The organism is Pseudosulfitobacter sp. SM2401, from assembly GCF_042932805.1.
Lineage (GTDB): Bacteria > Pseudomonadota > Alphaproteobacteria > Rhodobacterales > Rhodobacteraceae > Ascidiaceihabitans.
Map to the genome: position 1 here is coordinate 4,102,103 of NZ_CP170633.1, position 13,288 is coordinate 4,115,390.

The following is a 13,288-nucleotide window of genomic DNA, read 5'->3' on the forward strand; positions in this document are numbered from 1 at the left end:
CAATTAGCGCGACAGCACCCAATCTAGGGCCCGTGTTGGCAGCAAACGGCGCAGCGTGGCCATCAGATATGTCGGAGTCGTGACGAAATAGCGCGGGCGCGGGCGTTTGGATTCAAGCGCGTGCACCAGTTTTTTCACCACCGCTTCGGGCGGTAGTTCAAACGTGTCTGGTCCGCTGGAATGGTACAACCGCTGACGCAGTTCGGTCTTGTACTGTTCGGCGCGTGGGGCGTTTTCCCAGTCGATCCAGCGTTCAAAATGCGGGATAGAATTGACGCGGATTTTTGAGGTCACAGGACCTGGTTCGATCAAAATGATCTTGATGTCAGTGTCACGCATTTCGATGCGTAACGTGTCTGTTAGGCCTTCGAGCGCGAATTTTGTGGAATTATACGCCCCGCGCCACGGCATCGTCACAAACCCAAGCACCGAGGAGCATTGGACAATTCGTCCGTAACCTTGGGCGCGCATGACCGGCAACAGACAGCGCGTCAGTTCGTGCCAGCCAAAGAAATTCGATTCGAAAATCGAGCGCAACGCGTCTGTTGGCATGTCCTCGACTGCACCCGGAATTGCGTGGGCACCGTTGTTAAACAGCGCATCCAGCGTCCCGCCTGTGGTCTCAAGGACTTCGTTCAGGCCGCTGTGAATGCTGGCCGTGTCGGTGTAATCGATGCGCGGACTGTCAAAACCCATGGCGCGCAGGCGGTCGCAATCGACTTGCTGCTTGCACGATGCAAACACCCGCCAGCCGCGTTCACGCAACCCCATGGCCGAGGCGAGGCCAATTCCCGAAGAGCATCCGGTGATCAAAATTGATTTTTGGGTCATACACGCATTTCTAAAATGAAGTCAGCGTACACCATAGGCTGAATCTGGTTGCTCTCAACTCTCGTTCAGTAGGAAATCGGCCAACCAGCCTTCAGAGCCACCGTCAACGGGGCGCATTTTGACCCAACCCTGACCTGGGTCAGACAGGATTTCGACCGCTTGGCCTTTGACCATGCGGCTCACGACGTCATAGTTGGTGCCCGGACCACCGCGTACATTCACGCGGTTGCCTGAAATTGTACGAATGATCGCTTGGGTTTCAGCCTCAAGCGAGGTTTGAACAGCGGCCACTGTCGGTTGGTCGCTGGCCGCGATCAGGCTTGGCAGAATGATCTTCGGGGCTTGGTCGTCCGCGCCTGTCACATCTGCTGTCACAGACGGCGTCAAGGTCGCGCTGACGCGCGTGTCGTTGGATGTCGTTTCAAGTGAGGCCAAGGTCACAACGTTGCGGGTCACTTCACCTGCGTCCAGCTTTGCTTCGGCGATCACAACTGGCGTGTCGACTGGGACGTTGGCCAGTTGAGTTTCCGCAATCGCAGGGGCTGCGTCAACGCGGCTGATGCGCAGGGCATTTGGATCGAAATCAGCGCCATCGCTCATTTCATAAAATGCAAAGCCAAGCAGGCCAAAGGTAATCAGGATAAACGATTTCATAACAGTGACCCCCCAGATCACAAACTCTTCACGACTCTTGCGAGTCGGTAGAAGCTAACACATTCAGAGGTCACGTTCAGGGGCAAGGTCACGAATTTTTCCCCGTAAGCGGCACACGTGGCTTGGATGCAACGTCGATGCGCGGGCATTTCGGCGCGATGGTGCAAAAGCCGAGCATAAGGCGCGATTGCCGTCTTGTTCGTTTTGCGCCACGCGGCTACACACCATCTATGGCTGACACTACAGATACCCCCAACATGGACCTAAGCGAACCGCTGCGCCGCGCGTTGGGTGATCGGTATCTGACCTATGCCCTGTCTACAATTATGCACCGTGCCCTGCCGGATGCGCGCGATGGGCTAAAACCTGTGCACCGTCGTATTTTGTTTGCGATGCGCGAATTGCGATTGGCGTCAAACGGCGGGTTCCGTAAATCGGCCAAGATTTCCGGCGACGTGATGGGCAACTATCACCCGCATGGGGACGCTGCGATTTACGACGCGATGGCGCGTTTGGCCCAAGATTTCAACGTGCGCTATCCGTTGGTCGATGGCCAAGGTAACTTTGGCAACATCGACGGCGATAACCCTGCTGCCTCGCGTTACACTGAGGCGCGCATGACGGCTGTGGCCGAGGCGATGCTTGAGGGGCTGAATGAAAACGCCGTTGATTTTCGCGAAAACTACGATGGCACGCTGACAGAACCTGTCGTGTTGCCGGCGCAGTTCCCGAACCTGTTGGCCAATGGATCTACGGGTATCGCCGTGGGAATGGCGACGAACATTCCGCCGCACAACATTGCCGAACTGTGCGATGCCTGCATCCACATGATCAAAGTACCGGATGTGCGTGATGATACGCTGCTGAACTATGTGCCGGGCCCGGATTTTCCGACCGGTGGTATCATTGTTGAAAGCCCTGAAAATATCGCGACGGCCTACCGCACCGGTAAGGGTGGGTTCCGTCTGCGCTGTCGTTACGAGATCGAAGATTTGGGCCGTGGCCAGTGGCAGATTGTTGTCACGGAAATCCCCTATCAGGTTCAGAAATCCAAGCTGATCGAAAAGATCGCGGAACTGATCCAGACCAAAAAGATCCCGATTCTGGGTGACGTGCGCGACGAATCTGCTGATGATATCCGTTTGGTGCTGGAACCGCGTTCCAAAAACGTCGACCCCGATGTGCTGATGGGCATGATGTATCGCAACTCTGATCTTGAGGTGCGGTTTTCGCTGAACATGAACGTGCTGATCGACGGTTTGACGCCCAAGGTTTGCTCGATGAAGGAAGTGCTGCGTGCCTTTCTTGATCACCGCCGCGAAGTTCTAATCCGCCGGTCCACGCACCGCATGGAAAAGATCGACCACCGTCTGGAAGTGCTCGAAGGCTTCATCGTCGCCTTCCTGAACCTTGACCGCGTAATCGACATTATCCGTTACGACGACGACCCCAAGGCAGGGTTGATGCGCGAAGACTGGTCCAAGGATCACGTGCGGGCCATGAACGAGGCAGACTATGTTTCGCCTGGGCCGTCGGATGGTGAATTGTCCGAGGTGCAGGCCGATGCGATCCTGAACATGCGTTTGCGGTCGTTGCGTCGTCTTGAAGAAATCGAATTGCTGCGCGAACAATCCGCCTTGATGGAGGAACGCGCCGGCCTAGAGGATTTGCTGGAAAGCGATGACATCCAGTGGGACAGCATCACGGCACAGCTAAAAGAAACCAAAAAGAAATTTGGCAAAGACTGGGTGATCGACGACGTCAATCGCGGTCAACGCCTGACGACTTTTGCTGAAGCTGGCGAAGTTGCCGACGTGCCGCTTGAGGCGATGATCGACCGCGAACCGATTACGGTTGTGTGTAGCCAGATGGGCTGGATCCGCGCGATGACGGGCCACATCGATTTGACCCGCGAGCTGAAATTTAAAGACGGCGACGGGCCTCGGTTTACCTTCCATGCGGAAACCACCGATCGCCTGTTGGTCTTTGGTGCGAATGGTCGTTTCTACACGATGAGCGCGTCGAACCTGCCCGGTGGGCGGGGCATGGGTGAACCGCTGCGCCTGATGGTCGATCTGCCGAACGAGGCTGAAATCCTCGACATTTTCATCCACAAGCCCGAGCGTCGACTGTTGGTCGCGTCCTCGGCGGGGGATGGATTTGTTGTGCCTGAATCCGACGTTGTGGCGCAAACCCGTACCGGCAAACAGGTGCTGAATGTGCGCGGCGAAACCCGTGCGCTGGTGTGCAAACCCGTGCGGGGCGATTTTGTTGCCGTTGTCGGCGAGAACCGCAAAGTGCTGTTGTTCCCACTGGAAGAGCTGCCTGAGCTGGGTCGCGGCAAAGGTGTGCGTTTGCAAAAGTACAAAGACGGCGGGCTGTCGGATGCAACCACGTTTGTGCGCGAACTAGGCCTTAGCTGGCTTGACCCCGCAGGCCGTACCCGCACCGAAACTGCGCTGGACGAATGGACTGGAAAACGGGCAGGAACCGGCCGCATGGCCCCGCGCGGCTTTCCGCGGGACAACAAGTTTAACTAGACCGGTTCTGCCGTTAACCAGACGCCGCCCTGAGGGCGTAGGGTCAGGATCATCACCGGTTCAGGATCACGTCCTTTGACCGGTTTGAATTTGAATTTTGACAGCATGGTCGCCAAAATAATCACGGCTTCTTGCAGGGCGAATGACGCGCCGATGCAGATGCGTGGCCCGTCGCCAAACGGCAAATAGGCGTAGCGCGGAATGGCTTTGCGATCCTCGAACCGTTCCGGTCGGAACGCATCAGGATCATCCCACAGCAATTCATTGCGGTGCAGCGCGTAGATCGGAATGATAACCGTGTCGCCCTTTTTGATCTCGCGTTCGCACAGGGTATCGTTCTTCATCGCGGTGCGAGACACGACACCAGCGGGCGGATAGAGGCGCAGGGCTTCGTCGACGATCTGGCGGATGAAAGGCAGGTTTTCGACGTCATCGCCGGTGGCCACACGGCCTTGCAAAACCGATTGCGCCTCTGTGCGCGCACGGGTTTGGGCGTCTTGATCAAAGGCCATCAGGTACATCGACCAGGCCAAAGTTAGGGCAGTGGTTTCGTGACCGGCAACGATGAAGGTCAGCAGATTGTCACGCAATTCAGCCGTGTTCATCTTGCGTTTTGTCTTGGGGTCAACGCCCGCCAACAGCAGATCGAGCAGGTCAGGGACCCCCTCGTGTCCACGTGCTGCGCGGGCATCAATCGCGCCGTCGGCCATTGCCTTCATTTCTTTGAGCGCCTTGCCTGACATGATCCGACCGGGGCGCGGAACCCAATCAGGAGCCCCCAGAATGTCAAAAAGAGAAATCTTGCCAGCCTCGGCCAAATAGTCATCGATTGCGTTGTGTACCCCGTCGCGATCAAAAGTATCACCACCCGAAAACGTGACATCAGCGATCACATCAAAGGTCGTGGTGACCATTTCATCCAGCAGATTTACCGCCCGCGGTCCTGCATCGTTGATACGCTGGGCCGCGCGTTCTGCGGCACTGGTCATGATGGGCGCGAGATTCAGCATGTTGCGATGGGTGAACACGGGCGAGGCCGCACGCCGTTGCCAGCGCCAATGCGCACCTTCGGCCAGAAACAAGGATTCGCCAATCGCAGGCTTCAAAAGGTTCTTTGTGACCAAAGACTTGGGGTAGTCGTCGACCTTATCAAGCAGCATCTCGCGGATGGTGGCGGGGTCCATGACCATATGCCACCGCTTGCCGGTTTTGCCTGATACCATTGGCTGTTTCGTGGCGATATCGGGGATGATGCTGAGCACATTCTTACGGGCTTCGTTCAGGCTTTTGAAGATGCCCCAAGGTTCGCGTACCAATGGCACTCGCACAGGTAGGGTGTTTGGCAGAACAGTGTCAGGCATCGCGTCGCTCCTGTTTGTATACCTGATGATATAAGTGCCGCACCGGTTCTGACAATCGCCTGCGGCCAATTGCGCAAATGTCCGACCTCGGGTATCGCGGTTATCGTACCATTGGGGAGTGTGCGGATGCTGCGTTGGATTGCTGGTGTTTTGTTGGTTCTAAGTGTCGCGGCCTGTAACGGGGCGGCGGATTTAACGGACGCGCCTGTGCCGCTTGGTGACTTTAATCTTGTGCACAACATCGTTGTGGCCCCAAAGGCTGTCAAAGGTGGGCCGCTGAGCCGCAAGGTTAGCAAAGATGAATTGTCCGCCGCGATGAAGGCCGCAATTGCAGAACGGTTTGACCGGTATGATGGCAGCAAACGTTACCATTTCGGCGTGAGTGTCGAAGGCTACGTTCTTGCGCAGCCCGGTGTGCCATTGGTTTTGTCGCCCAAATCAATCCTGATCATCAACCTCACGGTTTGGGATGATGCGGCAGGTAAAAAGATGAACGACGAGCCGCACCAGATTACTGTGCTTGAGTCGTTTGGCAGCGGGACACTTGTGGGGTCTGGCTATACGATGTCCGCCCAAGAGCAGCTGAAAAACCTGTCCCAGAATGCGGCCAAAGCAATTGAACGCTATTTGGTCAAGCAGCAAAAAGAACAAGGATGGTTTGGCGGCGTCCAGTAACGCCCTCAAATCACGCAGATTTCTGCGTATAACCGCGTCATGTAGGTGACAGGCGCGCATCAAGCGTCAAGAGGTGCTTGATTTATGTCCCGAATGGCAATAAATCGCGCGGCAGATGAACTTCGGGCCGCAGCGTGCGGTCCCTCAATCAAAGGGCGCCTGCATCATGGCTAAGGAAAAGTTTGAACGTAATAAACCGCACGTTAACATCGGCACGATTGGCCACGTTGACCACGGTAAAACGACGCTGACGGCGGCGATCACCAAGTATTTTGGCGATTTCCAAGCGTATGACCAGATTGACGGCGCGCCCGAAGAAAAAGCGCGTGGGATCACGATCTCTACCGCACACGTTGAGTATGAGACGGAAAACCGTCACTACGCCCACGTTGATTGCCCTGGCCACGCGGACTACGTGAAAAACATGATCACCGGTGCTGCCCAAATGGACGGCGCGATCCTGGTTGTGAACGCGGCTGACGGCCCGATGCCACAAACGCGTGAGCACATCTTGTTGGGTCGCCAAGTTGGCATCCCGCACATGGTTGTTTACATGAACAAAGTTGACCAAGTTGACGACGAAGAGTTGTTGGAATTGGTTGAAATGGAAATCCGTGAGTTGCTCAGCAAATACGAATATCCTGGCGACGACATTCCGGTCATTCCTGGTTCTGCTTTGGCAGCCATGGAAGGTCGCGATGAAGCGATTGGCGAAAACTCGATCCGCGCTTTGATGGCCGCGGTTGACGATTACATCCCGACACCAGAGCGCGCTGTTGACCAGCCGTTCCTGATGCCGGTCGAAGATGTATTCTCGATCTCTGGTCGTGGTACGGTTGTGACTGGTCGCGTTGAGCGCGGCGTGATCAACGTTGGCGAAGAGATTGAAATCGTTGGTATTCGTGACACGAAAAAGACAACTTGCACGGGCGTAGAAATGTTCCGCAAGCTGCTCGATTCCGGCCAAGCGGGCGACAACATTGGTGCATTGTTGCGCGGTGTTGACCGTGAAGGCGTTGAGCGCGGTCAAGTTTTGTGCAAGCCGGGTTCGGTTAAGCCACACACGAAATTCGAAGCCGAAGCGTACATCTTGAGCAAAGAAGAAGGTGGCCGTCACACGCCATTCTTCGCGAACTACCGTCCACAGTTTTACTTCCGCACAACGGACGTAACGGGCACAGTTCAGCTTCCAGAAGGCACGGAAATGGTAATGCCGGGCGACAACTTGAAGTTCGACGTTGAACTGATCGCTCCAGTCGCCATGGAGCAAGGCCTGCGCTTTGCGATCCGCGAAGGTGGCCGCACAGTCGGTGCCGGCGTGGTGTCCAAAATCACTGAGTAACAACGCCTAGCGTTGTTACCGGTGCGACGCCTTGTGGCAGTGGCTTTTCCCTCTTGAGGAAAAGGTCACGAGAGCAAGGGTCGGAACACAGGTTGTTATGAAATACAAAAGGCCGCAGCACACCGCTGCGGCCTTTTGCTTTGCTGAAACATCACACCTGTTTGACCCAAAGCCACTGACATTAGCTTTTGATTGCGATAAGCTCGCTTCATGAGAGCATTCCTAACCATTCCCGCCGTCGTATTTTCCCTGTTTCTGCTGTTGCCGAACCTTGTCTTGGCAGCAGATGCTGACCGTTTTGCGGGCACTTACGTTGGCCAGGCCGAAACCGTTTTGGACGGCGAAACCAAGGGTCGCGATCTAAAAGCGTCAATTGAGTTGACCGATGATGGTTTCAACCTGAGTTGGACGTCGATTTCTTACCAAGCTGATGGGGACGTCAAGAAAAGCACGTACAAAGTCGAATTTGTACCGAGCCAACGGGATCATATCTTTGGCTCTGCGATGAAAACAAATATGTTTGGCAAACAAGTTCCGCTGGATCCGCTGAAAGGCGAGCCTTTCATTTGGTCGCGGTTTGAGGGCGACACGTTCTCTGTTTTTTCCCTTTTTATCAATGAAATGGGTGACTACGAATTACAAGAATATCACCGGACTCTTCGTGATGGCGGATTGGATTTGTTGTTTCGACGGGTCAGCAACGGGGTGCCACAAAAAGAGATCACCGCGTTTATGGCGCGCCAGTGACAGGATAATCCTGCCTAAGGTGGTCGCCCTAGAGCTCTCACAGGACTAACACATGTTACCACCGCCTGAGACCCTGTATCCAGTGACATTGCCAGACGGGTCATCATACGCGGGAACGGTATTTCTGGCGAACGCCTTGCGCCATCCAAATATCCACGTCGGCGATTACACATATTTCAGCACGTTCGAGCCAGCGCAGGATCCGGCAGATTACGCAGCCCGCCTTGCGCCGTATCTGTTCGAAGGGGCCAAGGATTGCATTCGTATCGGCAAGTTTTGCCAAATTGCCCACGGCACCCGGATTATCACGACTGGGGCCAATCACGCGATGACTGGCTTTTCCACCTATCCGTTTCCGATTTTTGAAGCGGACCGGATCGGTGCGTACAGCGAAAGTTTTCCCAAAGGGCGGGATGTCGTGATCGGGCATGATTGTTGGCTGTCTGACAGCTGCACGATTTTGCCTGGCGCGCAGTTGGGGAATGGTGTGATCGTCGGTGCGGGGGCTGTCGTTGGCGGTGTGGTACCTGATTATGCCGTGGTGGTCGGGAACCCGGCAAAGGTGCTGCGAATGCGCTTTGATCCTGACACGATTGCCAACTTGAATGCACTGGCATGGTGGCATTGGCCACGTGAGGTTTTGACGCAGCACGAAGCCCTGATTGTCGGGCGTGATGTGCAGGCGTTGCTCGACGTTGGCAAATCCATTCACCCCTAATTCTTGGACCAAACCGGACCACCCTGCGGTTTTTCTTTCGCCCATTTTGCTTTGCTGCGACTGCACGGTAAAGGTGAATTTTCTGTGAGAAATCAAAGCTGGCATTCTATGCTGCATATGCAAAATCCTTGTTCGGTATACGACGGTATTCCGCTAAGTCATTAAAATTGCTTGATAAAATTGGAATCCTCTGCAATTTTAAAGTCCAGATGATTGCAGGAGCTGATGATATGGACCAAGTAAACCTATCCGCATGGGAAGGCCGCTCACAGACGCGCTCAGGGTGTGTTTCTCAGGCGCAGGCCGCTCAGCTTCATGCGACGCTGGGCAATGCGCGCACACTGGCTCCGACTCAGTGCGAACCGCTGCCTGCCTTGTGGCATTGGTGCGCATTTCCGATGAGCACGCCTATGTCAGAGCTGTCCAAAGACGGGCATCCGGGCCTTGGTGGGTTCTTGCCGCCTGTGCTTCTGGATCGTCGGATGTGGGCCGGTGGATCGCTGCGTTTTGGCGCACCGTTGCGTGTCGGCGAACTGCTAGAGGCGCGATCTTCCATTCGGTCTATTACCGAAAAATCGGGGGCCAGTGGGCCGATGGTTTTTGTCACGGTGGACCACGCGATCTACGGTGAAAAAGGTCTGGCAATCAGTGAACGCCAAGACATCGTGTATCTTGAAATCCCGCAGGAATTTTCGCCACCGCGCAAGCGTGACATGCCGCGTGATCCGGTTCTGAACCGGACAGTGGACATGCCGGAAACGCTGTTGTTTCGCTATTCTGCTCTGACCTTCAACGCGCATCGAATCCATTACGATCTGCCGTATGCGCAAGAGGTCGAGAATTATCCGGGGCTGGTGGTGCATGGCCCGTTGCAAGCGACGTTGCTGATGCAAGAAGCCGTTAAGCACCGTGGCCGCACGCCTGATCATTTTGATTTTCGCGGTGTGCATCCTGCCTTTGCAGGAGCGCCCTTGCAGATTGCGGCAACCGAAGAAGACGCAGGCGGTCTGTCGTTGGTGACCGGCACAGACACGCACCAGTGCATGCAAGCCACCGCCATGTGGGAGGAAACCGTATGAGCGGACTGCTCAGCGGCATGCGCGTGGTTGAAGGATCGGCCTTTGTCGCCGTGCCTTTGGCGGGGATGACCCTGGCGCAAATGGGCGCAGAGGTGATCCGTTTTGATCGCATCGGTGGTGGCTTGGACTATGGGCGCTGGCCTGTCGCCCCATCCGGTCAAAGCCTGTTTTGGGCGGGCATGAACAAAGGCAAGAAATCCATTGCTGTGGATATGAAAACCGAACGTGGGCGCGACCTGATCACCCAAGTGATCACCGCACCGGGCGAGGAGGCAGGGCTGTTTCTAACCAACCTTCGGGTGCGCGGCTGGATGGATTACGAAACGCTGAGCCAACACCGCAAGGACTTGATCCAAGTGACGTTAACGGGCGATCGCCATGGCCGCCCACAGGTCGACTACACGGTGAACCCAGCGTTGGGTATTCCGCACATCACTGGGGCCGAGGGCAGCGCCGATCCCGTCGCCAATGCCCTGCCTGCTTGGGATTTGGTTGCTGGAAACTTGTGTGTTTCGGCGCTGCTAGGCGCAGAACGGCACCGCTTGCGGCATGGCGCGGGCCAAGATGTAGAACTTGCGCTCAAGGACGTTGCTGCGGCCACGTTGGGGCACCTGGGAATGATAGGGGATGCGTCGATCAACAGCGACGATCGCGGTAAATCAGGCAACGCGTTGTATGGCGCATACGGGCAGGATTTTGTGTGTGCGGACGGTCGCCGCGTCATGATCATCGGTCTTACGGATCGCCAATGGCGAGGCATTGTCAAAGTGACAGACACCAAAGATGCGATGGCGCGTCTGGCGCAAGAACACAACGTAAACCTGATGAACGAAGGCGTGCGCTGGCGCTTGCGTCACGACATCACAGCGATCCTCGAACCGTGGTTCGCTGCGCGCGCGGTTGCTGATTTCGCCGCTGATTTCGACACCGCGGGTTTGACGTGGTCAGAATTTCGCACAACCCGCCAAGCATTGGCTGAGGATGCAGATCTAAGCACGGCCAACCCGATGTTTCGGGATGTTGTCCAACCGGGCCTTGGTACGTTTCCTGTCCCATCCTGCCCGATCCAGTTTTCTGCGTATGACCGTCAACCGCCCAAAGCTGCACCTGCATTGGGTTTGCACACAGAAGAAATCCTTGGCGATGTTGTCGGTTTGCCGGATGTGGAAATTGCGCAACTGTTTGACAGTGGTGTGGTGGAAAGCCCGGCGTGGTCGGCAAGACGCGGTGCTGCCTAAACATGTGATTTTGTCTCTTGCAAACTGCCCGTTCGGCGCGTAGATCACACCTCGCGTAGGGGTATAGCTCAGTTGGTAGAGCGACGGTCTCCAAAACCGTAGGCCCACAGTTCGAGTCTGTGTGCCCCTGCCACGATTTCTGATCCGCCAATGTACCCCAGTGTACCAAGGTGTGATCGATCTGCCTGTCATTGACATCAACGCTATGCGACCGACAGACAGGCGCATTTCGCCCAGTGATTCAAGTTTTGGGATGTGCTGCCTTGCACCAATGCCCCGACACTGCCCAGACCGCGCCGCCCTGTGACAATCAAATCAGCGCCGCATTGCTCGGCGCAGGCGATGATCTGTTTTGCCGGATCACCGTCGCCCGTGTGGGTTTTGGTGATGTCGCGGCCGAACTCTTTGGCTATTTCACGGCCAGAGTTCAAGACTTTTTCGCAGGCTTCCTGAACCTCTAGATGTGACGGCATCGTGGTCACCGCGTGGTAGCCCGCGACCGCACCCATCGCAAATGCAACCGTGTGCGGTTGGGGCGTGTGAACAAGGTACAGCTCTGAATCGTATTTCCCAGCCAGATCGCAGGCCAGGCGCAGCGCGTTTTCCGACAGTTCCGAACCATCAATGCCGACGACAATCTTTTTGAACATTTGGTGTCCTTCCAAGGATTAGAAAAGACAAATGATACCGGGGCGCAGCGTTTCGGCCTTGATTTGCATCAAGTTTCAATACCTCTGCGTTCGGTATTGCCAGCTGGCTGTTTACGTCTGACCCGCGATCGCTAGGGGGCGTATCCCAAAGCTCTAGCCGTCTGGCAGTTCCGGTGCGCGTCCGACACGTTCGGCCAGACGTGTCACGGTGAGCCCCTGAACGATGATTGAAAAGACGACGACGATGTAGGTCGAGGTCAGGATCAGTGGCTTCCAGTCACCCTCGGGCAGCGACAAGGCCAGTGCGACGGAAATGCCGCCCTTCAAGCCGCCCCAGGTCATGATCGGGATCACGCCATCGCTGAAATCGCGGAACGGTTTCAGCATCAACACCGGCACGGACACGGCGACCAATCGGGCAAACAGCGCCAGTGCGATCGCCATGCAGCCGGTGACCAGCAAATCGAAATCAAAGGCGACGGCAAACACCTCAAAGCCGATCATCAGGAACAGCACTGCGTTTAGAATTTCATCGACGAGTTTCCAGAAGGCTTCGACGTATTTGCGGGTTTCTTCGGACATGCCATGACGCGCGCCAATGTCGCCGATCAGCAGGCCTGCGCAGACCGCCATGATCGGGGCCGAGACGTGCAGGAACACGGCCAGCTCGTAGCCACCAAAGGCGAGCCCCAGCGTGATCAGCACCTCGAGCGAAAAGTCATCGATGCGGCGCATGACGCGGAAGGTCAGCCAGCCAAGGACGATGCCCAAAATGGCACCACCGAGGGCTTCTTGGAAGAACAGCTTTGCGGCGTCACCCAAGCCCGCGGCGTGGTGATCGTCGCCCGTTGGAAAGGCGAGACCGACAAGCACAAGGAACACCACGTAGCCGACGCCGTCGTTAAACAGGCTTTCGCCCGCGATCTTGGTTTCCAGCGATTTTTGCAAATCGGCCTGACGCAGCACGCCCAGAACGGCCACAGGATCGGTCGGGGAAATCAGCGCGCCAAAGACCAGCGCGATCATGATCGGCATGCCGGTTAGCCAATGAAACCCAAAGCCGACGATGGTGGTCGATAACCCAACGCCGATCGTCGCCATCAGCAGAATGACCAGCCACGCCTTGCGCAGGTCAGACAATTTGACGTGCAAGGCACCGGCAAACAGCAGCAGGCCCAACATGCCTTCTAGCAATGCTTCGGAAAATTCCAGTTCCAGCACCTGCGCGCGGATGTTTTCTTCGACCGTTAGGGCAGGGAACAGCGCGTCAGTGGCAATCACTGCAAAGGACGCAATCAGCGCGACCACGAGGATGCCGATGGCTGATGGCAGTTTGAGAAACAGGTAATTGATGGCGCCGAACGCTCCGGCAAGAACGATCAAAAGCGACGCGATTTGAAGAAGTGACATGATGGTCCAGTCTGGATTTTTGTAATCCTTACCACCGTTTGTC

12 protein-coding genes and 1 tRNA gene are annotated in these 13,288 nt (G+C 56.0%); 8 read left to right on the plus strand and 5 right to left on the minus strand.

Going from position 1 to position 13,288, the window contains the following annotated elements; all coding sequences use genetic code 11:
- Nucleotides 1–3 precede the first annotated feature (3 nt).
- Together ACFIO0_RS20275 and ACFIO0_RS20280 are read right to left on the minus strand one after the other, a co-directional pair.
- Entirely contained in the window at nucleotides 4–831 is an 828-nt protein-coding gene (locus ACFIO0_RS20275) for an SDR family NAD(P)-dependent oxidoreductase (RefSeq protein ID WP_390912241.1), read from the minus strand.
- A gap of 54 nt (nucleotides 832–885) precedes the next feature.
- Nucleotides 886–1,485, minus strand: a complete 600-nt coding sequence (locus ACFIO0_RS20280) for an SH3 domain-containing protein (protein WP_390912242.1) — start codon at nucleotides 1,483–1,485, stop codon at nucleotides 886–888.
- A gap of 230 nt (nucleotides 1,486–1,715) precedes the next feature.
- Between ACFIO0_RS20280 and ACFIO0_RS20285 the strand changes: the two genes are divergently transcribed.
- Entirely contained in the window at nucleotides 1,716–4,025 is a 2,310-nt protein-coding gene (locus ACFIO0_RS20285; RefSeq protein WP_390912243.1) for a DNA topoisomerase (ATP-hydrolyzing), read from the plus strand.
- Here the strand turns inward: ACFIO0_RS20285 and ACFIO0_RS20290 are convergent.
- Entirely contained in the window at nucleotides 4,022–5,386 is a 1,365-nt protein-coding gene (locus tag ACFIO0_RS20290) for a cytochrome P450 (protein WP_390912244.1), read from the minus strand. The genes ACFIO0_RS20285 and ACFIO0_RS20290 overlap by 4 nt on opposite strands.
- Nucleotides 5,387–5,512: 126 nt before the next feature.
- Here ACFIO0_RS20290 and ACFIO0_RS20295 point away from each other — a divergent pair, with 126 nt between their 5' ends.
- From ACFIO0_RS20295 to ACFIO0_RS20325, 7 genes are all read left to right on the plus strand, one after another.
- Nucleotides 5,513–6,061 carry a hypothetical protein gene (locus ACFIO0_RS20295; RefSeq protein ID WP_390912245.1) on the plus strand — a complete coding sequence of 183 codons (549 nt, stop codon included), beginning with the start codon at nucleotides 5,513–5,515 and terminating at the stop codon, nucleotides 6,059–6,061.
- Nucleotides 6,062–6,227: 166 nt separating this feature from the next.
- Complete coding sequence (gene tuf, locus ACFIO0_RS20300; protein WP_390912246.1) at nucleotides 6,228–7,403, plus strand: elongation factor Tu; 1,176 nt, start codon at nucleotides 6,228–6,230, stop codon at nucleotides 7,401–7,403.
- A 210-nt stretch (nucleotides 7,404–7,613) separates the two neighbouring features.
- The gene (locus ACFIO0_RS20305) at nucleotides 7,614–8,150 is read left to right on the plus strand and encodes a hypothetical protein (protein WP_390912247.1); all 537 of its coding nucleotides are present in this window, start codon (nucleotides 7,614–7,616) and stop codon (nucleotides 8,148–8,150) included.
- A 52-nt stretch (nucleotides 8,151–8,202) separates the two neighbouring features.
- The gene (locus tag ACFIO0_RS20310) at nucleotides 8,203–8,868 is read left to right on the plus strand and encodes a CatB-related O-acetyltransferase (RefSeq protein ID WP_390912248.1); all 666 of its coding nucleotides are present in this window, start codon (nucleotides 8,203–8,205) and stop codon (nucleotides 8,866–8,868) included.
- Between the two features lie 230 nt (nucleotides 8,869–9,098).
- On the plus strand, nucleotides 9,099–9,947 hold the full coding sequence (locus ACFIO0_RS20315) for a MaoC family dehydratase N-terminal domain-containing protein (protein WP_390912249.1): 849 nt from the start codon (nucleotides 9,099–9,101) through the stop codon (nucleotides 9,945–9,947).
- A complete protein-coding gene (locus ACFIO0_RS20320; RefSeq protein ID WP_390912250.1) occupies nucleotides 9,944–11,185 on the plus strand; it encodes a CoA transferase in 1,242 nt (413 codons plus the stop codon). Before ACFIO0_RS20315 ends, ACFIO0_RS20320 begins: the two co-directional genes overlap by 4 nt.
- Nucleotides 11,186–11,242: 57 nt before the next feature.
- Nucleotides 11,243–11,318 (plus strand) — tRNA-Trp (locus ACFIO0_RS20325).
- Nucleotides 11,319–11,388: 70 nt separating this feature from the next.
- Here ACFIO0_RS20325 and ACFIO0_RS20330 read toward each other — a convergent pair.
- On the minus strand, nucleotides 11,389–11,835 hold the full coding sequence (locus ACFIO0_RS20330; protein ID WP_390912251.1) for a universal stress protein: 447 nt from the start codon (nucleotides 11,833–11,835) through the stop codon (nucleotides 11,389–11,391).
- Between the two features lie 153 nt (nucleotides 11,836–11,988).
- Nucleotides 11,989–13,245, minus strand: a complete 1,257-nt coding sequence (locus tag ACFIO0_RS20335; protein ID WP_390912253.1) for a cation:proton antiporter — start codon at nucleotides 13,243–13,245, stop codon at nucleotides 11,989–11,991.
- Nucleotides 13,246–13,288: the final 43 nt, after the last annotated feature.